Source organism: Telmatobacter sp. DSM 110680 (assembly GCF_039994875.1).
Taxonomy (GTDB): domain Bacteria; phylum Acidobacteriota; class Terriglobia; order Terriglobales; family Acidobacteriaceae; genus Telmatobacter.
In genome coordinates this window covers 2,346,569-2,368,262 of the sequence record NZ_CP121196.1, presented here as the reverse complement: position 1 = coordinate 2,368,262, position 21,694 = coordinate 2,346,569, and the positions used below count along the sequence as shown (strand labels likewise).

The 21,694-nt window shown below is 55.3% G+C and carries 15 protein-coding genes and 1 tRNA gene; 9 read left to right on the top strand and 7 right to left on the bottom strand.

From position 1 onward, the window contains the following. Position 1 precedes the first annotated feature (1 nt). Both P8935_RS09815 and P8935_RS09810 read left to right on the top strand, forming a co-directional pair. The gene (locus P8935_RS09815; protein ID WP_348264815.1) at positions 2-517 is read left to right on the top strand and encodes a TadE/TadG family type IV pilus assembly protein; all 516 of its coding nucleotides are present in this window, start codon (positions 2-4) and stop codon (positions 515-517) included. Next, positions 514-2,046 (top strand): Tad domain-containing protein, encoded by a 1,533-nt coding sequence (locus P8935_RS09810; protein ID WP_348264814.1) that lies wholly within the window; start codon positions 514-516, stop codon positions 2,044-2,046. The genes P8935_RS09815 and P8935_RS09810 overlap by 4 nt, the downstream gene beginning before the upstream one ends. Before the next feature lie 262 nt (positions 2,047-2,308). Here the strand turns inward: P8935_RS09810 and P8935_RS09805 are convergent, their stop codons facing one another. Next, positions 2,309-5,485: an EAL domain-containing protein gene (locus P8935_RS09805; protein WP_348264813.1), complete on the bottom strand. Its 3,177-nt coding sequence runs from the start codon at positions 5,483-5,485 to the stop codon at positions 2,309-2,311. A 486-nt stretch (positions 5,486-5,971) separates the two neighbouring features. On the opposite strand from P8935_RS09805, the gene P8935_RS09800 reads away from it, so the two are divergent. From P8935_RS09800 to P8935_RS09780, 5 genes are all read left to right on the top strand, one after another. After that, complete coding sequence (locus tag P8935_RS09800; RefSeq protein ID WP_348264812.1) at positions 5,972-6,862, top strand: hypothetical protein; 891 nt, start codon at positions 5,972-5,974, stop codon at positions 6,860-6,862. 589 nt (positions 6,863-7,451) lie between these two features. Beyond that, the gene (locus P8935_RS09795) at positions 7,452-8,030 is read left to right on the top strand and encodes an RNA polymerase sigma factor (RefSeq protein WP_348264811.1); all 579 of its coding nucleotides are present in this window, start codon (positions 7,452-7,454) and stop codon (positions 8,028-8,030) included. A gap of 86 nt (positions 8,031-8,116) precedes the next feature. Then, a complete protein-coding gene (locus tag P8935_RS09790; protein ID WP_348264810.1) occupies positions 8,117-8,818 on the top strand; it encodes a zf-HC2 domain-containing protein in 702 nt (233 codons plus the stop codon). Between the two features lie 35 nt (positions 8,819-8,853). Then, positions 8,854-9,702: a hypothetical protein gene (locus tag P8935_RS09785; protein ID WP_348264809.1), complete on the top strand. Its 849-nt coding sequence runs from the start codon at positions 8,854-8,856 to the stop codon at positions 9,700-9,702. 77 nt (positions 9,703-9,779) lie between these two features. After that, a complete protein-coding gene (locus P8935_RS09780) occupies positions 9,780-12,272 on the top strand; it encodes a CHAT domain-containing tetratricopeptide repeat protein (RefSeq protein ID WP_348264808.1) in 2,493 nt (830 codons plus the stop codon). A 481-nt stretch (positions 12,273-12,753) separates the two neighbouring features. Here P8935_RS09780 and P8935_RS09775 read toward each other — a convergent pair whose 3' ends face one another. From P8935_RS09775 to P8935_RS09760, 4 genes are all read right to left on the bottom strand, one after another. Next, positions 12,754-16,116, bottom strand: a complete 3,363-nt coding sequence (locus P8935_RS09775; protein WP_348264807.1) for a hypothetical protein — start codon at positions 16,114-16,116, stop codon at positions 12,754-12,756. Positions 16,117-16,542: 426 nt separating this feature from the next. Beyond that, a tRNA-Arg gene (locus P8935_RS09770) sits at positions 16,543-16,619 on the bottom strand. Between the two features lie 29 nt (positions 16,620-16,648). Beyond that, positions 16,649-17,230 carry a hypothetical protein gene (locus tag P8935_RS09765; protein ID WP_348264806.1) on the bottom strand — a complete coding sequence of 194 codons (582 nt, stop codon included), beginning with the start codon at positions 17,228-17,230 and terminating at the stop codon, positions 16,649-16,651. Next, positions 17,220-18,296: an alpha/beta fold hydrolase gene (locus P8935_RS09760; RefSeq protein ID WP_348264805.1), complete on the bottom strand. Its 1,077-nt coding sequence runs from the start codon at positions 18,294-18,296 to the stop codon at positions 17,220-17,222. Before P8935_RS09760 ends, P8935_RS09765 begins: the two co-directional genes overlap by 11 nt. 248 nt (positions 18,297-18,544) lie before the next feature. Between P8935_RS09760 and P8935_RS09755 the strand changes: the two genes are divergently transcribed. Both P8935_RS09755 and P8935_RS09750 read left to right on the top strand, forming a co-directional pair. Continuing rightward, complete coding sequence (locus P8935_RS09755) at positions 18,545-20,038, top strand: ATP-binding protein (protein ID WP_348264804.1); 1,494 nt, start codon at positions 18,545-18,547, stop codon at positions 20,036-20,038. Further along, positions 20,035-20,661: a response regulator gene (locus P8935_RS09750; protein WP_348264803.1), complete on the top strand. Its 627-nt coding sequence runs from the start codon at positions 20,035-20,037 to the stop codon at positions 20,659-20,661. Before P8935_RS09755 ends, P8935_RS09750 begins: the two co-directional genes overlap by 4 nt. Here P8935_RS09750 and P8935_RS09745 read toward each other — a convergent pair. Both P8935_RS09745 and P8935_RS09740 read right to left on the bottom strand, forming a co-directional pair. Then, positions 20,658-21,200 (bottom strand): hypothetical protein, encoded by a 543-nt coding sequence (locus tag P8935_RS09745; protein WP_348264802.1) that lies wholly within the window; start codon positions 21,198-21,200, stop codon positions 20,658-20,660. The two genes, P8935_RS09750 and P8935_RS09745, sit on opposite strands and share 4 nt — an antisense overlap. A 136-nt stretch (positions 21,201-21,336) precedes the next feature. Further along, positions 21,337-21,675, bottom strand: coding sequence for a P-II family nitrogen regulator (locus tag P8935_RS09740; protein ID WP_348264801.1), 339 nt, complete (start codon positions 21,673-21,675; stop codon positions 21,337-21,339). Between the last annotated feature and the right edge of the window lie 19 nt (positions 21,676-21,694).

The window sequence follows — 21,694 nt, the reverse complement described above, 5'->3', positions numbered from 1 at the left end:
CATGAACTGTTCAGACGCGTCTCCCCAGATCCCTTTTGAACACCGGGGCGCCCTCACGCTCTCGAATCGCTTTAGCAATCATGAGACCGGCAGTGCTCTGGTTGAGATGGCCGTGGTCTTGCCCATCATCCTGTGCCTGTTCACCGGTATTTTTTCCGTTTCAGCTGCTCTGTATCAGAAGCTGCAACTTGCCGAAGCCATGAGCAGCGCGGGACGAGTACTCGCAGCAGACCGGGGCGCAACTGACCCGTGCTCCGATGCTGTGACAGCCCTGAACGCCGCATCCCCCGGACTAGCTTCGAGCAGCATTGGTATCACCATCACCATCAATGGCAACTCCTACGGCACAAACAAGTCCACCGTCTCCTGCACCACGGCCGGCGGAAATAACAACCCGCTTATGCCCGCTGGATCGACCGCGACCATTCAGGCCAGCTATCCGTGTTCGTTGTCGATCTATGGCGTCAAAGGATTGTCCTGCGCTATCGGCGAACAGATAGGCGAGGTGGTGCAATGAAGCAGAAACCTTCGAGGTCTTTTCGCAATGAGGATGGACAAGCTCTTCCCTGGATGGCCCTTCTGATCACCTTGATCATGGGCGCTGCGGGATTGACGATTGATCTTGGTCACGCCTACGTTTGCTATCGCAAATTGCAGTCCTCGACGGATGCGGCTGCACTGGCAGGCGCCTACGCCATGGCGCAATCCGGTGCGACGCAAACCGGAGTCAAGGCCGAAGTGTCTTCTTATAGCTCTGTGACGGGGGCTGTCAACGCCACACTGAACTTACCAAACGCGGCAGTTCAAAGCTCATTCAAGTGCATTACCGATTCCCCGATTGTGAATGTGGGCTGCACCGCATTCAACACATCCACTACGAACGTCCCCAACGGCTACAACGTAATTCAAGTCACGCAGCAATCCACAGTGCCCACCTTCTTCATCGGGGCACTGACCTTCTGGTCCCAAAAGCCCCAAACTAGTCTCACCCTGAGCACGGTAGCGACCGCAGCCATGCAAAGCGGCCCACCTGAGCAGGTGAACGTGGCCATCGTTGTCGATACAACGGCTTCCATGGCCAGCAACGACAATGACCCGCTCTGCGGCAAAACAAGAATCTATTGCGCGCTCGGTGGAGTTCAAACCCTGCTTGAAGGACTCACACCCTGTGCCGCCGGTTACACAAGTACGAACTGCACACCCTACGACCGAGTTAGCTTGTTTACCTTTCCCGCCGTCGAAGCTAGTCAGGTATCCAACGACACCAACTGCAAAGGGACCAACCCCCAGATTGAGTCCTACACTACCCCCGCAGCGGGCGCGGCCTGGTCTAGTTTGTCCAGTGCTACGACCACGTATCAGATTACGGGGTATGGGACCAACTATAGCTCGACGAACGGGAAAGGAGGGTCGTTGCCCAGCACGTCCAATTCAACCATCGTGGCCGCGACCACTCCTACAGGTAAATGCGGTATGCAAACGCCCGGCGGCGCAGGCACTTACTATGCTGGCGTGATCTACGAGGCACAGTCCTCGCTCATCGCCCAATCGACGGCCAATGCGAACACCAAGAACATTCTGGTCATCCTCAGCGACGGCGACGCCAGTTCCGGCAACGGAGGCAACAGCTGCAGTCTGCCAGGAGGCTACTGCATACTTGACTCCTCCGGCAAACCTGCGACGAATCAAGGCGCGACTTACCCCTCACTTCAGGATCAATGCGCACAGGCGATCGCCGCCGCAAATTACGCCAGCAGCCAGGGTACGACCGTGTACACAATTGCCTACGGATCTCCGAGTTCCGGTTGTTCGACAGACGTGTACAACAGCAAGACGAATACGGCCGGCACGAATGTTACTCCTTGCCAGGCAATGCAGAAGATGTCGAGTGGGTGGCCAACAGACACCTCGCATTTCTTTTCGGATTCCACAGCAACGGGCGGCGGCTCTTGCGTCTCCACCAACGGCGGGAGTTTGAATACCATCTTTACGAATCTTGCTGCGCAATTCAGTTCAGCTAGGTTGGTGCCTAACAACATAAGTTGAACGCAGCGAGAACTCTTATTTCGACGACGAGCCGGAGAGCACATCTCCGGCTCGTCGTTTCGTGCCTTCCATATTGAACGCAAACTTGTGCGCCGGCAGATAGTCCTGGCAATCCACGCCCGACCTTGCTTCTGCAACAGCTCGAATCGCACATAAGGTTCCGAATTCTCCGAAAGCCGGGGAAGAGAGTCCTCACACTGACACTCGGTAGGGCAGAATCGCTAATTGAGATACATAGTCCCGGATGGATGAGCTTAGAGTCTTAGTCGGCGATGCCCATCGACAGGATTTCAAAGAGCGCTGAGGCTTTCCTGCTTTGAAAATCCATCTGATCAGCCCGAAGCGGCTTGCTGAACAAGAAGCCCTGCACATCGTCGCAATGCTGCTGACGCAGAAATTGCAACTGCTGCTCGTTTTCTACTCCCTCAGCAGTCACGGTCAGATCCAGGCATTTCGCCATCTGGATGATCGCCGCGGTTATGCCTTCTTCGTTGCCGTTACGATGCAGATCACGGACGAAACTGCGATCGATCTTGAGCTTGCTGACAGGAAGTTGCTTCAGGTAGCTGAGACTCGAATAGCCAGTCCCAAAATCGTCGATGGCAAGCTTCACTCCCAGCGTCTTTAATTGACTCAGAACCTCGAATCGCATGTCCTCTGTGGCAAGAAGCAAGCTCTCGGTGATTTCAAGTTCAAGGTACTCGGGATACAAGCCTGTCTCGTTGAGTACATCCTTTACGAGGTCACAGAAGCCTATCTGGCGGAACTGCACAGCAGAAACATTCACCGCGACAGGCACTTTGTTTCCGGCAGCGTGCCACCCGCGTGCATGTTGGCATGCCGTTCTCAGTACCCACTCGCCCAGCGGAACGATCATCCCGTTGGCCTCGGCGATCGGAATGAACTTGTCGGGTGGAACCAAGCCCAATTCCGGATGCTTCCATCTGAGGAGAGCCTCCCAGCACGAGACCGCACCGGTTCGGAGGTTGAACTCGGGCTGAAAGACCAGGTAGAACTCTCCGCGGTCCATGGCGCCGCGCATGCTGTTGCCGAGTTGCAAGCGTTCGATCGCCTGCGCAGTCATATCCTCTGAGAAAAAACTGAACGTGTTCCGTCCCTTGCCCTTTGACGCATACATTGCCACATCGGCATTTTTAATTAGCGTTTCCGCATCTTTCCCGTGGTCCGGATAGGTGCTGATGCCGATGCTGCAGGTGACACTCAGCGAATTCCCGTTGAGGTTAAATGGCGGCTTCAATTCTCCGGCAATCCGCTCCGCAGCCATGGCTGCGTCCGCAAATGAGCCGATCGAACCGAGAACGATCAGAAATTCATCTCCGCCCAGTCGGGCAACGGTATCGTCTTTGCGCGCACACCCCTGTAATCTTTGCGCAATACTTTGCAGAAGTTCATCTCCGCGCGAATGGCCGAGACAATCATTGATGATCTTAAAACTGTCGATGTCGAGATGAAGCACTCCCAGCTTTTCGCGACGGCGCTTCGCCACTGCAATGGCCTGAGACAGGCGATCGTGAACCAGCGTGCGATTCGGCAGTTTGGTGAGCGTGTCAAAGTAAGCCAGAAACTGAACTCTATCCTGGGCAATCTTGCGCTCGGAGATGTCAATCAACGAGCCCTCGAAAACCTGCCCCTCGACGTCCTTTTCGCTCACCGCCTTGAGGCTGCACAACGCCCAACCCTCGGTGCCGTCCAGACGTTCAAAGGACTGTTCGGTTCCCACCGTAAAGCTTGCGTCGGATAGGCTCACGTGGAACTTCCGAATAATCTTCTCGGCACAAGCGCTGTTTCCAAGCAGCTCGTGCCGGCCGTTATAGCCAAGAATCCGCGCGCACGCGTCGTTGCAATCAAGAATTCGACCGTCGGCCGCAGCAACATAAAGCCCGGTCAGATTGCGTTCGAAAATGTTTCGGTATCTTTCCTCGAGCGCCATCTCATTCATCAGCTTTTCAGTGATGATCCGCGTCTGCTTGCGAATCCGCCTGCGAAGGATGAATACCCAGCCGGTGACAGCCAGGGTGGAGAACATGAACCCAGAAAGAATGGTCACGGCCCTTGGAGCGTTAAGCCATGGTGGAGAGGAGACGACGCGGATGTCATTTGGGGAACGAAGTACGACTGCGAATTCTGAGGGATTGCCGTTTTCGTCGGCTTTGACCGCGCAAATACCAGTAAGAGAGATCCGGCTGCCCTCAGGGATGCTCAAGAGCGGAAGCCCAGTTCGCGCAAAGACCGCTTCAAAGGTCACATGATCATCCGACTCCAAAACGAGTGCCTGGCTATTGACTCTCTGCCGATAGGAGATGAGCGTTCCCGGGATGTTGACGAGTTGGGCGTCGTACACGCCTTTGAGCGCAGCCCGACCATTGATCGTCGCGATGGTCGGAAGAAAGTGCCTAGCGGTGGGCCGTATCCGGGCGGACCTTAAGACTGGACTGAAGGTGCCTGCTGCTGGAAATCCGATAACCTCAACTTGGTCACCCTCAGTCAACGGTGATCCATCCTGGCTTTCGGCATAAAGGCCGCCAGAGTCATCTGTGATGTAGATTCCCTGATTCGGAAATATTGCTGTCACTGTTCCGATGACCTTAACTCGATGTTCGTCGGTGAGGTCGGCCGAAAAGTGACGTACCTGGGATATCGGAATTACCGGTGCCGCGAACGGATCTTGGGGGGGAGCCTCAAGAACCTCAAGGTCCTTGATAGAGGGCATCAAAAGGTGGATCGCAATCAGTTGATTGCGGCTGTTGAATGCTGCACCGCAGACACCAACAAATCGAACCTTGGCGTCGGCAAGTTCAATCGGAAAAGGACCACGGAAATTGGGGACTCTAACCTTGAAAACGCCGGTTGGGGTCGCGACATCGATCACCAGCACGTTTCCTTCAGCCTGCTGCACGAAGGACCGAACAACGCCCTCCATCTGCACCCACTGCCCGTCAGACGTACCAGTCGCCGCGTCGTCGTAGGTAAGATGCAGCGCTTTTGGCGCCGGCGCAGTGCCCACGACTTTCCAGTTTGGCTTCGCAACGTAGGGAGTAAAGCCGAAGCCGACAACGCCGTGAAGATCGAGCAGTTGTCCAGGCGAAGGAGGCGTGACCTGAGACCCCCGAAGGTCCACCCAAATTCCACCCGTTTTGTCCTGGATGAAAAGATTGGGCGCGACTATGTCGTAATATGTCACGACGCCGCGAACATGCAGCGGAACTTCACCAATAGTTGACGGTTTAGTGTGGCGGATTGACTGAATTGACGTGAGTTCTGGAATGTGAGTGGAAACCGCAATGGCGGGAACTGCCGGAATTGCGCACCACACGGACACGAAAACCGCCGCGTTCCTTAGAATCTCGATCATCCGGACCAGCGCATAGGCACGAGTTTCACCCTTTCCTGCCTCGTGGCCAACCGCCCGCCTTAGCATCTCGGATCCCCAATCATTTCAATGTGCAACACAAATCACGCAATTAGTGCGCAGGAAATTGTTTTAAAAAGTGAGGTTAGGCTAGCACAGGTCAAAGCGCTCACACCTGCCTCTTCCGCGGTGACGTGGTTACCTTGGAGTAGCCTACCGCGATGCACAAGTCCAGTCTTTATTGATACTTGACCTTGCCTCTTCCTGTGGGCCAGCGTCTTGCGTTTACTTGATTGAGTCTCGATTGGGGAATGCGGAAACACTCATTCCTTTAACGGTTCCGATCGCCGCGATTCAAAATTCAACCTATATTTCGTGTTCCGTGAAACGGCGGGCTCAGGGGAAACACTATCCCCCGTAAGTGAGAGTCGCACCGGGACCCGGCCCTCTGTCGAATCGCATGTCCTACGTCATCCACGAACCGCGATTGGCTTGGTGGTCGAATGCCGACAGAACAGAGAAGCCCGTTGGAATTGCACGGAACGAAAGGATGAGATGAACTCCCCCGCCTTAAAGATCTCCGCTCCATCGCCTCAACCCGCTCTTGAGTTGATAGCGCTCGCGCAACTTTCCCCAGATACTGCCCGTAAGAGGCTCCGCGCGCTATTGCTCACAAATCCAAACTACTTTGAAAAGATTCCGCCATCATCCTTCAGTGCGGTCCTGAACATTCAGCAGGACACGACTTACGAAAGCATCTCAAGCTTGCTCTACGATTCGGAGATCGATCGGCTGTCTGCTGCAATCGACGTCAAGCAGCCGAGCGGCTACTCCAGTGAAATCCTCGTGCGAGGCTCTGAAGAATTTGTTCGCTTCTATCTGTCTTATGACGGGGGCTCGAAATGGCATGATCTCGGGATCGGCTCTGTCACAGTCGTGGATACCAATCGACCCGGCACTTGCCAATGCGAGGTCGCATTGAACGGCCTTTCAGAAAACGAGTTGATTCCGGACGGCGTAAAGCCCAAGATTCGCGCGATTCTTTCCTGGAGCACGCCGCCTCCAATGGGAGAACCGGGCTGGAAACCAGTCTGGGGACATGTCGCAGAGTCGGATGTCTATTTAGAAGCTCCCCTGGTGCTTGAACGGAACAGGTCGATTGCCGCGAAGCAGAGAGAGCAATTCGACGCGAGTCCAGACATGAGGTTTGCGTACCGGCCAATGGATTTCACATCCGCGAGATCGCAGGGTCATCTCTCGATGTGTGCGCTCCATTCAACCAAAACCGATCCGCATCACCGCTTTCTGGCATTTGCACTGGCCAGGGCTGCCGGTTACTGTGCTCTGAATTCATCTGAGAACCCAAACACCGGCAAATCCTATCGGGCTCAAGGCACTCTACCTGTGCCGTCGCTTCCCGTGGATATGACGGCATGCATTTCGTAAGGACGCATGGGCACGAAGTTTGACGTCCTCCCCCAAGCAGACGGGGTTCTCCAGAACCATGGGGGCTCCGTCTGCGCCCCAAAACGCGGAGAAGTCAGCCAAAGGTCGGCGGCAAGACCGACCATCCCTGCAGAGCCGGGCCGTTCAGAACGGTTCGTGACTCAAGCAGATGCAATCCAATGTAGGACTTGTCTTCATTGATCTGAACCCTTGGTTCTCTACATCGGCTGGTCTGCCACGGGTGGATCGGCTCGCTCTTTCACCGGCGGTACCTTCCGCAATGGTCCGCCGGGTAAGAGTTTCTCCTGACCGGCTGGAGCCGTCATTTGAGTTTTTGTGTCGGAAGGAGGAAGACCGACATGCAGCGAACTTCACCAAAATGCGGAACTGACGGGGCTGATCCTCGTGCATGAGCCGGAGTATCCCCCCAGATTCCGTGGGAGTGAGTTAAGTGTCCATCAAAACGGTTCCCGTTCGAGGCGCGTTTAAGCAAAATCGCGTTCGTCCCGCAATTCGTCCGCGCGGTCGTCACCGTGCGCAAGTCACGCCAATGCTATACTTACGTCCTCTCGGGTTGGCGGAGACTTCATTGGAATTTCGTTCATTCGATGCAGGCTACATCGAAAATTTGCGTGCCGGGGACCTGGCTACCCAGGAGCATTTCGTGGGTTATTTCACGGAACTGCTCCACTTGAAACTTCGCTCGCGGCTTCAGTCCCCCCAGGCCATTGAAGACGTGCGCCAGGAGACCTTTGCCAGGGTTTTTTCCACGCTGCGCAGAGAGAATGCCCTGCGCCAGCCGGACCGTTTTGGGGCCTTTGTGAATACGGTCTGCAATAACGTCCTCTTGGAGCACTATCGGTCCTCCAGCCGAAGTCAGTCGCTCGACGAAGAAGGCAGCCCGGAACCCCAGGCAACCGGCGCCGACGTCGTGAGCATGATCGCTTCCACCCAGTTGAGCTCCAAGGTACGCGAGATATTGCTGGATTTGCCCGTGCGAGATCGCTCCCTGTTGAAGGCGGTGTTCCTCGATGAGCGTGACCGGGAAGAAATATGCCGCGAGTTTGGCGTCGATCGAGAGTATCTCCGCGTACTTCTACACCGCGCAAAGCAGGATTTTAAGGTTGAATATCTGAAACGAATGAATTTGGGTACGACCACCCATTAATGAAACGATTTCGTGAACCGATTCACCATCTCTCAGCAGGTGTTTTTGCTGGAATTTTTGAGCTGGCAAGTTGAGGAAGTGGTTTGATGGAACATAACGAAGCTATAAAACAAATGGTGGCGGAGCGATATCTGCTTGGCGAGCTTTCACCGGAGCAGCGTGACGCCTTCGAAGAACATGCCTTCGATTGCTCGGAGTGCTCGCTGGAATTGCGTGCCGGGGCGGCTTTTATTGATGCCGCAAAAGTCGAACTGCCCAAGCTCACCCCTGCTTCCCCTGCGCCTTCAGTGCCATACTCACCCCGACCGGACCGGAAGAGAATCAATTGGCAATCGTGGCTGCGCCCCGCCTTTGCGATCCCCGCATTTGCCGCATTGCTGGCAGTCGTTGGCTATCAAAACCTGTCGACGATTCCCTCTCTCCGCATGGCCGCTACCCAACCAAGCTTGCTGCCATCAACAGCTTTTCATGCAGGGACACGGGGCGCCGCGCACACTCAAGTCCAGGCCGATCGCACGCAAGGAGCTGTACTTTCGATTGAATTGCCGCAGGATTCAGGAGTTGCGACTTACTCCTTCACTTTGTACGATCCTCAGGGAAAGCAGCTTTGGACTCGGACGCTAACTGCGGCCAAAGCCGGGGCATCTGGTGACGGGATCGTCTCCCTCGTGATTCCCGGCATCGGGCTGACGCAAGGCTCATATACACTTGCCATCGCCGGGATCGATCCACAGGGGACTCGAACGGAGATTGACAGGCACGCACTCGACATACAATTTGTCGACTAGAGACTCAATCCAGCATTCAGAAAGCGAGATTCGCAATGGCAGATTGCCCCGAAGAGAGATATCACATCTATCACGCAGAAGCTGAAGCGCTGTCTGGAAACATTACGCTTCCGCTCGTTCAGGAAGTGAAGCCTCCTACTTATGTGAAACTCAACGAGCGTGGCGGATACCTCTCACAGCATGTGGAGAACTACAGGCTCGGCGGGGTTGTCTCCTTCCGCTCCGCTTACACCCAGGTGGCGGGCAATCCCGACACCAAAGTTGATCACGGCTGGAATACATTATCGACCTCGGTGATCGAAGGCCTGAATGTATTGGATATTGTGACCGCGGATCGCATTGTCGCGCAGATCTCCACCGATCATCCTCTCGTTGGATACGTTCCAACCGTGACATTCCTGGGCACGCGCTATGAAAACCTACGCATCGCCGGCCATCCGGTGAACCTCGAGCTGAATTTAGACATGCTCGGAGCCAAGCCTAAAGACGATGCTCCGTATACGACCGACCCGGGATTCTTTCAACGCGTCAGCGCTCAACGCGAGCACATCCAGAGCCATCAGAATGTTCCGTCCGACATCTCTGCGCGTTACAATCGACTTCCAGCAATCCCCAACAAAGAGGAGCCGATCTCATGCTCGTTGGTCAAGCACGCGAAGGGAGATTTTCCGGGACGCAGCTTTGGGCATGCCTTCGATGTGCCGAACTTCGGCAAGATCTACTTCGCGACCCTTACCCTGAAACAGTCGGACTTCAAAACGCCGACGGGATCTCCGCGAAATACAACTATCACTCTGAACATGATCGAAATGGTGATGGGATGCGTGGGTGGGGGAACCCTGACGGGTGGCGGCGGCAAGACCAACGGAACAAGTTATCCATAGAGCACGGGCGCGGGTCACGCAACAATGACCGGGGCCGATCGTAGACAATTAGATTCTGACTGTCTGCGAGAGAAGCCATGGTCCGGTTCGAAGTGCGCTGGCGTAGCGTGTTTGTGTGTGCAGCAGGACTTCTGTTGCTGATTTCGCTTCGGGATTCTGATCGCGCGACTCCCGGAGCTCAGTACAACAAAGCGCAACTGCTCTTCGTTAAGGGGCAGCTTGAAAAATGCCAGAGGCTAGCGGAGCAGGGCTACATCCAGAATCGGACAGGCAATCCTGAATGGGCTGCAGAGTTCCAGCTTTTGGACGCAGAGGTACTGCTACGTCGAGGCATGTACGACGATGCGTTGAACCTTCTGCGTGCATTTCATTCTCCAACCCAGAATCAAGAGGATGTCATCCGGAAGTTGGTGATTGAGAGCGTAGCTCTTGCCCGGCAGCAGCAACTATCCTCAGCAGATCAAAGAATCAACGAGGCAGAATATCTCTGCAAAAACAAAACCTCTGCCGCCTGCGGAGAGATGATGCAGGCGCGCGGGACTTTGGCAGTTTCAGCGGACAAATTGCGTGAAGCGCGGTTTGCTTTTCTCGGTGCTCTCGCGATTGCCCGCTCACTTCACGATCGATACCTCGAGTCCACAACAACTTTAGATCTTGGATGGTTGGCGCTTCAGGCGGAACACTTCGATGAGTCGGTTGACTGGTCAAGGGATGCATACCAGATCTCGACTGAGCTCGGCGCCGAGGATCTCGCGGAGAGTATCTCTGGCAATCTGGGATGGGCCTACTTCGGACTAGGCGATGCAGAGCGGGCGCTGGAATTATTTATCGAGGCGGAACAACGCGCTGCGAACCTTGGAAATAGCCGGAACGAGATCAAGTGGCTTACAGCGTCGGGGGATGTGTACTGGAGAACGGGGGACTTCGCTAGAGCGAGAGATTCCTACAGCAGTGCTTTAACACGCGCAAAGCAGATCAAAAACAAGGAAGAAGTCATTAACACGCTTGAAGATCTTACCCATGCCTCGATTGACGCCGGCAACTTGGATGAAGCAAGCGGCTACGCCCAGCAACTCGGTCCACTTCTAAGCGCAAACAACAATCGGCTCGATACACTCGACGTTACATTTGCGCAGGCTCGGATTGCAGCGGCAACACATCAAAACAACGATGCCGAACACCTCTTACGCGCTGTCGAGAATGACCCGGTAAGCCAGACCTCGATGAAATTGGGCGCTCAGCACGAGCTCGCTCGACTTTATGAGTCAGAAGGCAACCTTGTCGCGGCTGATCGGATGTATCGCACTTCGCTCAGCACTTTTGAGTCTGCTCGCGATCAGCTTCATGATGAAGAATCGAAACTTCCCTTCCTTGCGAATGCCACCGGAATCTACGACGATTACATTCACTTTCTGGTAGCACAGCGCAAAACCGACGCCGCCCTCGCCCTTGCCGATCAAAGCCGCGCGCGCACTTTGCAGCAAGGCCTCGGCCTGAAATCAAACGCCACTTTCGATTCTGAGGTTTCTGTCAACGCCAACGCCATCGCACGAAAGGCAAACGCAACGCTACTCTTCTATTGGGTTGGTGAGAAGGAGTCATATCTCTGGACGATCACGCCAGCGAAGACGACGATGATTCCGTTGCCCGCGAGGAGCAAGCTCGCTCCCATGGTCGACAGGTATCGCAAATCTCTGTTGGGCTTGAGTGATCCGATTGAACGTCAAAATGCCGATGGCATTGGCCTCTATCACCTGCTCATCGAGCCGGTTCGTGATTTTATACAGCCCGGATCAAACACAGTAATTCTCGACGACGGCTTCCTGAGCCAGCTGGATTTTGAAACCTTGATTGCCCCGGCTCCCACTCCACATTACTTCATCGAAGACGCGACTCTCTTTTCTGCGCCATCCTTGCGTCTCCTAGCCTCCGCAAAGCAATCGGAGAGTAGAGGCAACACGTTGTTGCTGCTTGGCGACGCGGTCTCACCAAACTCTGACTATCCTGAGTTGCCGAAGGCGGCAGCTGAAATGAAGCAGATTGAGCAGCAATTTCCTGGGCAGGAAGAAACGGTCTTCGCGCGCGAACGGGCAACAGCCGGGTCTTATGCCTCCAGCAATCCGCAGCAATTTACGTATATTCACTTTGTGGCGCACGGCGTTGCCAGCCGCACCGATCCTCTCGATTCGGCGATTATCCTTTCCCGCTCATCCGCAGACGACGATTCTTTCAAACTTCACGCTCGTGAAATCATCCAGCATCCGATTCATGCTCGACTTGTTACTGTCTCTGCTTGCTACGGAAGCGGCACGCGAGCTTATGCGGGAGAAGGACTGGTAGGCCTGGCATGGGCATTCCTGCGCGCCGGAGCGCACAACGTGATTGGAGGTCTTTGGGAAGTCAGTGACGAATCTACACCTCGCCTGATGGGGTCTCTTTATCAGGGGCTGCATAACGGCATGCCGCCGGCTACCGCGCTGCGCCAGGCTAAGCTCTCCCTACTGCACGCTAAAGGAGAATTCCGCAAGCCATTCTTCTGGGCGTCACTTCAGATCTACACTGGGCTTTAGGCGGCCTTGGACAGGCGTTCATGCGAGGCAATTACAGCCAGAGCAGAATAAGCAGCAACACCAACGCACCTGATCGGACGCAAGTTCGAAATGCGAATTCCCAACCAGATCTGGCCTTCATCGTCACCCCCACGCCCTTCGAATGGGCTTGCTTGGTTCATCACCATGCGAACGGGAGGCTGCAGTTTCCTGCCGTCTAATGTTTAGTGAAGTTATTGATCAAATCGTTTCAATCGAACGCAAGATCTGGTCCGATTGGGAGGTGCTTTCAGAGTGAGCTTGCCCGCAGGCAGGCCATCACTGGTGGCAGCATCGACGGGCTGGTTGCTGCTTAAAAAGAGAATCTGAAATTCCAGGAGAACCAATAATTGTGCTGCCCACAGTAATGCTGGTCACCGGTAGATCTCGCCCTATTTTGGTCGTCGGTGCAGCGGAAATGAGTGAGAATCGCAGGCTGAGATCGGCTCCCACTCGTCGGCTGCTAACGTTGAGTCTTCTGCTTACCTGATTTCTTGCTTCCTTCCGAAACAAAGCTGCACGCCCCGACGGTAAGCTTGGTAGGTGTCAATGTCAGTTCGTGCAGCTGGTTCCTAGCCAAAAGGGCATTGAAGCTGCTGGCTTGTTGTTGCAGGTTCCTCCACGCATCTACGGTGTGGTTCAGGTCGTTGCAGTCACTCTCCCAGGTGGCGATCTGAGTTGGGGTGGGTGCCATGTCCAGACCAACCTGCATCATGCTAACCATCGTGTTGTACGCATTGTTCAGGTCCGCGAAGGATTTCAACGCCTTGGGATCGGGAGTGGACGGGCGCGCAGGACCTCCGCCCCCGATTCCTGTGGGGACGATGCCGCCAATCTTTGTCAGACTCGCGTCCAGTGTTTTTGCTTGTGAAGCGACATCGGCCGGGAGATTGCTTTGAGTCAGGCCTGCCAGCTGGTCTTTGACGGCCTTCACTTCCTGGTTCCCTGCGAAGCTCTGCTCCATGCCCTGAACGTAGAGAAGCGTGAGCTTGTTCTGAGCGCGTAACGCAGCCATGAGTTCGGGACTCTGGCCGGCTCGAGGATCGTTGACCACGGTGATAGTCCGCGTATAGACCTGACCGTCCACGGTGAGCTTCAAGGTATAAACGCCCGGAATCACCTGCGGCCCATGAGGACCGGGGGTGGTGGAGCCCGGCACCATGTTCATTTCATCTTCGAGGTCGTGGCGCAAGGCAGGCGGGTCGTCATAGTACAAGTTCCAGTTGACGCGATTAAGGCCGAGATGCGTACCGAGTGCGCGCGACTCGGGGGTTGCTAGCCAGTAGTGTGGAAACATTGCGCCTTCAATCGGCGGCGGCAACGTGCTCGACATCGTACGCACGAGTTTGCCATCGGCGTCGAAGATCTGCAGTTGAAGCGGGCCTTTGGGCTGATGGTCAAGGTAGTAGTCAAGAATCGCGCCATATTGCACGTTGTGTGCGTGGGGGACTTCGATCGAAAAGGGCTGGTCCCAGTTGCTGTTCATCCGCGCACGAATGGCGTCCTCGGGCGGGAAGAAATATACAGGTGCAGAGGTAACAGCCTGAGCCTTGGCGGCAATCTCGCGCAGCGGGTCGATGTCGTCGAGAGCCCAGAAGCCACGACCGTATGTTCCGATGATGAGGTCGTTCTGGTGGTGATCCGTGTGCACATCGAGATCGCGGATGGAAGTGCTGGGAAGGTTCTGGCGCAACGACTGCCAGTGATCACCGTCATCGAAGCTGACATAAACGGTGGTTTCGGTACCGGCGAATAGAAGGCCGGCTTGCTGCGGATCAACACGCAGGCTGTTCACCCAACTTCCGGTGCGCTCGTCTTTGGGAAGTCCACTGACGATGCTGGCCCACGTCTTTCCGCCGTCGGTTGTACGCCAGATGAGCGGAACATCCGCGTCTTCTTCGGGTGGGACGGTCTGGCCACGGACGCCGCCGATACGGCCTGCAACGTACGCGGTATTTGCATCATCGCCGGCCTCAATGGTTAGCAGGTTGGTATTGGGTGGCATGTCCGTGATGTTCGAAACGTTGTTCCAGAGTTTGCCGTGGTTGGTTGTGATGTTGATCTGGTCATTCGTGCTGACGGACCACATGATCCCGGGCTTGACCGTGGAGATGGAGAAGTCAGCGATCGAAGCCGGCGGAGGAGGAGGCGTCTTGCCAGGCTCCGGTGTCGGCAATGGCGGGTGCGGCTTGCTGCAGTCCGCTGCAGGCGCGCCTTTGGCTGTCGTTAAATCTGGGCTCACCGCGTTAAACGAGTGGGCGCCATCGCGCGTGACCATGAGGCATTGGTATGCAACGTACAATGCGCCAGGTTCGAACGCCAGATCGAACTTCTTCTGAAAATCGCGGAAGGCGATGTACTTGCTGGACTCAGCTCCAAAATTGGGAGCGACGTTCTCCCATTGCATAGTGGACATGTTGATTTTGACTAGGCCGCTGCCACCGCCCCCCGGACCATAGCCGACACCATAGATGATGTTGGGGTTTTCGGGGTCGGGTGTGATGACTCCAAACTCCGAGGAGGGCACCGGGCTCCAGTCATTGAAGTTGATTTGGCCGAAGTTGCCGCGGCTCAATATCTCGACTGCGCCAGTGTCCTGCTGCGCGGCCATGATGTGGTAGGGATACTGGTTGTCCGTGGCAATGTGGTAGACCTGCGAGATGGCCTGCGTGTACCACAAACTCCAGGTTTTGCCGTTGTCGAGCGTGACGCTTGCTCCCTGGTCTGAGCCGACCAGCATGCGACTGCCGTTGGTGGGATCAATCCACAACTTGTGATAATCCTCGCCGCCGGGCGCGCCCTTGAAAGGTTCAAAGGTGGCACCTCCATCGGTGGAGCGATACATGGCGGTGCTCATTGTGTAGACGACGTCCGGATTTTGCGAGTCGACGAAGACGCCGCTGCTGTAGGCTCCCTGGCCGTTGCTGATACGAATGTCCTTCCCGGCCATGTGCTGCCAGTTTTCGCCGCCGTCGTCGGAACGATAAAGGCCCGACCCGTTTTCAATGTTGTTGCCGACGATGTAGATGCGCTTGCCACCGGTGTGCATCGCAACTGCAACAGCAACGCGGCCTGGAAAAGGCGGAATCTTGATCTGGGTCCAGGTTTTGCCTTCGTCGATCGATTTATAGACGGTCGCGGGCTTGCGCTTGGTCTGACCGCTGGGTGGACCGAAACCGCCACCGGTGCCTTGTGTGGCAGCCAGCATCACGCTCGGATCGTCGTAGGCGAACTGGAGGTCGCGCGTGCCATCGTAGTCGGCGGGCTTGAGAACGTTGATCCAGTTTTGGCCGCCATCGGTGGAGCGCCATACGCCACCGCCTTTATGGTGATCATCGCCAAGTGCGGACACGATGACGAGGCTCGGATCGGATGGGTCGACGAGGATGCTGTCGATTTTTACAGTGTCTTCGAGGCCGATGTGCTGCCAGGTGCTGCCAGCATCGGTTGACTTCCACATACCATTTCCAAGGCTGCCGCCAATGGGGTCACCGGCACCAGCATAAATAATGCTTGGAGCAGAGGGGGCGACCTGGATCGCGCCGATGCTATCGATACTCGTTTCCTGATCGAAGATCGGAAACCAGGTCACGCCTGCACTGGTGGTCTTCCAGATTCCGCCGAGCGGAGTGCCCATGTAGAACGTGCCAGAATCGCCGACAACACCGCTGACGGAGGAGATACGTCCACCATGGAAAGGCCCCACGCTCCGCCATTGGAGGCCAGCGTAGAGATTTGGATTAACTTGTGCAGGAGCGGTCTGAACTGATGAAAGCACGCACGAAAAAAACAGCGGGGCGCAGGCTGCCCGCAAGTTAAGATTCATTTCGCAATGACCTCGGGGAATGCATCGTTTGGCGCGTAGTATACAGGAACGTCCCGGCAGACATGCTCGAGTTCACAGGCCTCAAAGCAGTTAGAAATTTTCGAGCAGCCAGGCATTCTCAGTGAACGTAGTTTTGGAAAAGGCTATGTGGCGTTCATCTGGAGACGGTACCTTCCAGCTCGCTTCAATTCCATCTTCGGACTCGAGAACGGTCGCGTGGCCTTTCAGATCGACGTTGGTTGGCGTCGCGAACAATTCGTCGCCCTTGGGGTCAATTTCGAACGCGCCGAAGCGAAACCGACTTAGCTGCCTCTCATCCGTGGCAGTCCGGAGACAACAATATTGGGAAACCACTCTGGCTCGACTATGTCGACTAGTTGGGAAGGTTGATAAGTCGAAGATACATAATATAGTTACTGCTAGTTGTGGTAGGCGAGGCGGGAATCGAACCCACAACCCCCGGCTTAGAAGGCCGGTGCTCTATCCGATTGAGCTACTCGCCCGTTTTTCTTTATTGTAGCTTGACTTCAACTCATCCGAAAACAGCAACTCCGTTAGTGCGCGAGTCGCGCTTGGGCTCGGGCACAAGCAATTTCGCAAACTGTGAAAGGCATTCAGTGAGTTGGAGCCGCGCTCCGCTTTCCGTCGACCCGCAAGCCGACAAATAGGCAGTCGCGCCGAGGTCGTTTAAATCGGACTCTATATGGGCTTGACGCACAATGAGATCGATCCTGCAGCATCGCAACGGTATATTTCGGAGCTGGGCGCACAACACCTTGCATGATCGCTCAGCTTTGAATGGAAGGTTCCATTGTTGGTCGCTGCGCATCAGCAGGTCAACGTAGCAGGCGATGGAGTGTGACGACTCTTCGCCTGCTGCATCCAACTCATCTGGATCAATGTGACCAGGTACGAAGACGTCCGTCTTACACGTCCATACAGGAGAGTTGATCGCATTCAAGCGCTCCAGTGCCTCCGCGAGACCCGGAAGTTGCTGCGTCTCTGCAAGCTGGCTCGCACGGGCGGGTTCAACTCGCAGGTCCACAAAGCCAGCCCAATGCGCCTCAATGATGGGGGCATCGTTGCCAATCTCGAATTCCCAATCAGCTTCCATCCGACCCGCCGGTTATCTTTGCTGCACTTGAAAACTTCATGAGATAGCGAACGACATTTGCCTCAGCCCAGTGAATATCGTCACCGCGATCACGAGAGAGATACGCACAATGCCCCCCATGCTGCGTCTCGACCAGCAGAATGTTCGGATTCGCGATCAGACGAGACCGGGTCTCAGGAGTGAAGCGGACAAATGGATCATCCTCCGCACGAATGATCAGCGTGGGAACAGCAATCTTGTCGACGACGCGTGCGCTCGCAGCGCGATAGTAGTAATCGTCTGCATCGCGAAACCCGCAATAACGCGCCACAATCTCGTTGTCGAACTGACGCAAGGAGCGAATCGGACCGACTTTGGCATTCCCATAAATGTGCGGATAAAGCGCAGCCTTGCGATGGTATCTCTGCATCAGCCGGCGCAGAAAATGCCATTCGTAGAGTCGATTTGCAGGTTCATGTAAAGCATCAGAACCAGCGGAGAGATCGATGGCCGGGCATACTGTTGCAACAGCACACAAGGGCGCAGCGGCGCCTCCCCACTCCCCGGCCAGCTTGAGCACAAGATTCCCTCCCATCGAATAGCCGACAAGTGCAACACGCTCAAGCCCAAAACGCGCTGCATAGTGTCGGACGACGGTGCCCACGTCTGACGACAGGCCCGAGTGGTAGAGAGTCGGCGTCAACTCATCAGTGTCCCCGCAATTGCGCATATTCATGCGAACGACATTGCACCCTGCCGCCCATGCTCGTGCCGCAATGCCCTTGATATAGCGCGATTCCGACGAGCCCTCTAGCCCGTGAACCAGAATTACCGTAAGAAGACTTGCGCGCCCGGGCTCCGGTTGCCAATCGCAAAAACACACCACACGGCTGCCGTCCACGGGATCAACTTCAACCGTCTCTTTCACCGAATCGCATAGAAAAGCAGGTCGCGGCAGGTAGTTTCCGACGATCGTCTGGAGGTGCCCGTTCGTCAATCCTCTGCGCGGCTTGAATGGACGCAATCCAGCCTTCAACATCTCAGCTGAATCGGCGTGGATTTCATTTTTGGGGAATCGAGGGTTCACGGAAACTCGAAGTTCGACTACTCACGACGTGGGCAGTGCGCAAGTTGGCCAGCAGTTGAAAATTACCGTCTCCAACTTGCAGACCTCAGGTTACCACAGGAGGTTTTACTCCATCTCTCTTTAGACATCGCGTTCAACGCGCCCTGACACTATTGCATGAAATCTTACATATCTGAATGTTCAAGCCGAACAGAAACTATGATGGAGGGATGACAGCGAGAAGCTTCGAGCAATTTTCGCAAGGAGCAATGGAGTATGGAATCAAACCAATCTCCATCGCAACTAGTTTTGTGCTCGTAGCTCTGTTGTGGACTTTCCCGCTTCAGCATGTAATCGCCTACCCATTTGTCTTTCTGTTTTTTGGCGCTGTGATGGGCAGCGCATGGTTTGGCGGCGTAGTGGCGGGCTTTGTTGCCGTCGTTCAATCCTCGCTTGTCATCACCTATTTTTTTATTCCGCCACTGTTTTCAATCACCGTCGCCAAAGAATCCCAGAGCTTCCTCGCGGCCTTCATCCTATGCGCGTTTGCGATCTCGATTGTAAGCTCCGCTCGTAAACGGGCAGAGAACGCCGTGCGCGTGGCGCGTGACGAGCTTGAGGCCAAGGTCAGAGAGAGAACTGCCGAGCTTCAGCGCTCCAACCTCGAGATCCGGGAGAGCGAACGCCAGCTTCGCATCTTGACCGAAGCGATTCCGCAGCAAATCTGGCGGTCTGACGCCGCTGGTTGTATCGAATACTGCAATCAGCATCTGCGTAACTATGTTGGAGAGCGAAGGGCATCACTCGAAGGGGAATCCTTCTTCGGTGTCCTGCACCCGGAAGATGAGGCGCTCTTCCGCCAGGGGTGGGAATCAGCGCTGGTTGCCGGGGGAAGGTTCGAAGTAAAGGTCCGTGTACGAGGCGCAGACGACAGCTATCGCTGGTTCCTGGTTCGAAGCATTCCGCAACGGTCAGAGGATGGAACGATCGCTCGCTGGTATGGCATTCATATTGACATCGAGGAACAACATAAAGCACAGCAGAGCCTTGTCATCGCGCAGGAGGACCTATCCAGGCTTTCGCGGACGCTGAGCATGGCTGAGATGGCGGCCTCCATCGCCCACGAACTCAATCAACCTCTAACCGCCGTGGTGACTCACGCCTATGCTTGCAGGGAGTGGCTTGGCAGCAATCCAGCCAACTTCGAAAAAGCCTCTGCTACTGCGGAAAAGATCGTGCAGGAAAGCACGCGGGCCAGTGCCGTAGTCAAGCGGGTTCGGGCACTCTTTCGGAAGGAAGGAACTGAGAAACTCCACATAAACGTGAATCATCTTGTTCAGGAAATTGCGCGTCTTCTTCGCGATGAATCCATCCGCCGCGGGGTGGCCGTCCGCATGCTATTGGATCCTGATCTGCCAAGGATCGAAGCAGACCCCGTTCAAATTCAGCAGGTTCTGCTGAACCTCGCAAACAACGCGATGGACGCCATGGGCGCAGTCGTTGGATCGCGAGAGTTGACGATTCACTCGGAAAAGCACGGCACCGGCGAGGTTGTCATCACCATCGAAGACAATGGCCCTGGAATCGCACCGGAGACAGCAACAAGAATCTTCGAGCCGTTCTTCAGCACAAAGGAACAGGGGACGGGCATGGGTCTTGCAATTTGCCGCAGTATTGTTGAAGCGCACGATGGACGCATATGGGTGGAGAACAAACGGCCCACGGGCGCGCGGTTCAAATTCACGCTTGGAATCGGCGCATGAGCGACGAAACCGTATTCATCGTCGATGACGACGCCTCAATCTGCGAAGGGTTGTCGAATCTGCTCGATTCGGTCGGTATCCGAACTGAACAGTTCTCTTCGGCTGAGGCTTTCTGGGAAAGCTGGAACGATTCTCGCGTAGGCTGCATGTTGCTGGATGCCCGGCTTCCAGGAGCCAGCGGGGTCGAACTTCAGGAGCATCTGAACAGTCTGTCAATTGGACTTCCAATAATCTTCATGACCGCGCATGGAGACATCCCGATGGTGCGCAAGGTGATGAAGGCGGGGGCCATTGAATTCTTGACGAAGCCATTCCAAAAGGAGGAACTTCTCCACGCAGTCAGGCAGGCGTTCGAGCAGGATCGCTCGCGTCGGCGAGAAGAATCGATCATCAGCGCAATCAAATCCCGTATCAATTCCCTCACCGATCGCGAGAAGGAAGTGATGTCCATGGTCACTGCGGGCCTACTTAACAAGCAGATTGCCGCCGAGCTGAACCTTAGCGAGATCACCGTCAAAATTCATCGACGCCGCGTCATGGATGGAATGCAGGCGGGGTCCGTGGCCGAGCTGGTTAAGATGTGCGAACGCGTCAAATTTCCTTCTCGCACTACGCCAGCCTAGTCACCGAAACCAAATTTCTCCTCGCGCGGAAGCCGGCAGAGTAAGTCGTTTTCAAGACAGAAGCGAAGCCCGACAAGCTTGGCGCGCATCGCAAGAGAATGAATACTTCGGAACGCTCCGTCTTGGCGACGAACATTGCCGGCGATAATCAGCTCGCGAGGATGAGAATTTGATTCTCTGTAAACGCGCAGACGCGCAGTCGCAAGATCCGGCAAGACTTCAAAAAGCATCGAGCGAACATCGATTGCATCTTTGAGTGCTTGCAGGGAGGCATGGCGTCTCCCAATCTCGCGCGCGAGATCTTCGTCCCACACATCCTGGTTACGCGCTATCCAATCACACTCCGCTATCTGATCCGTAATCTGAAAACGTATGAGGCGAAGCGGTTCGCGTGAAAGCAAGCCAAATCGCAGTCGAGTGCGAAAACCACGAAGAAAGTGGCCGACGCCGCTGATTTGCTGCGTCAGCCCTGAACTACCCTTAGACCACCAGTATTCTCCATCGGGATCGAAGGGGGAAATAGGAGAACCGAATGACATGGGAGAGTCCCCGCTCAACGTGAGCTCCACGATGCTTAATCACTTCGCCTTCATTTCTGCGACGCGTTGTACGTGCGTCGCAGAAAGAAGACAGCGGTTATCATCAGCTTCGTGGAACAGTCCTGATGCGGATTGCTTAAATGGCCGCCTGATCCCGCTCCTTGCTGCGGATGCGAACGGCGCCGCTAACGTTATAGAGGAAGATCTTGCCGTCGCCAATTTTGCCTGTGTAGGCTGCGTTGGAGATGGCTTCGATCGCAGACTCAACAATTTCGTCCAGCAGAACCAGTTCCACCTTGATTTTGGGAAGCAGATCGACGTCATACTCTCTCCCGCGAAAAACCTCGGTGTGCCCTTTCTGCCGTCCGTGACCGCGAACCTCTGAGACGGTCATACCTTCCACACCCATTTCAATCAAGGCGGATTTCACCGCTTCGAATTTGTTGGGCCGGACGATTGCTTCGATCTTAGTCATAAAATCCTCGTCTTTCTTC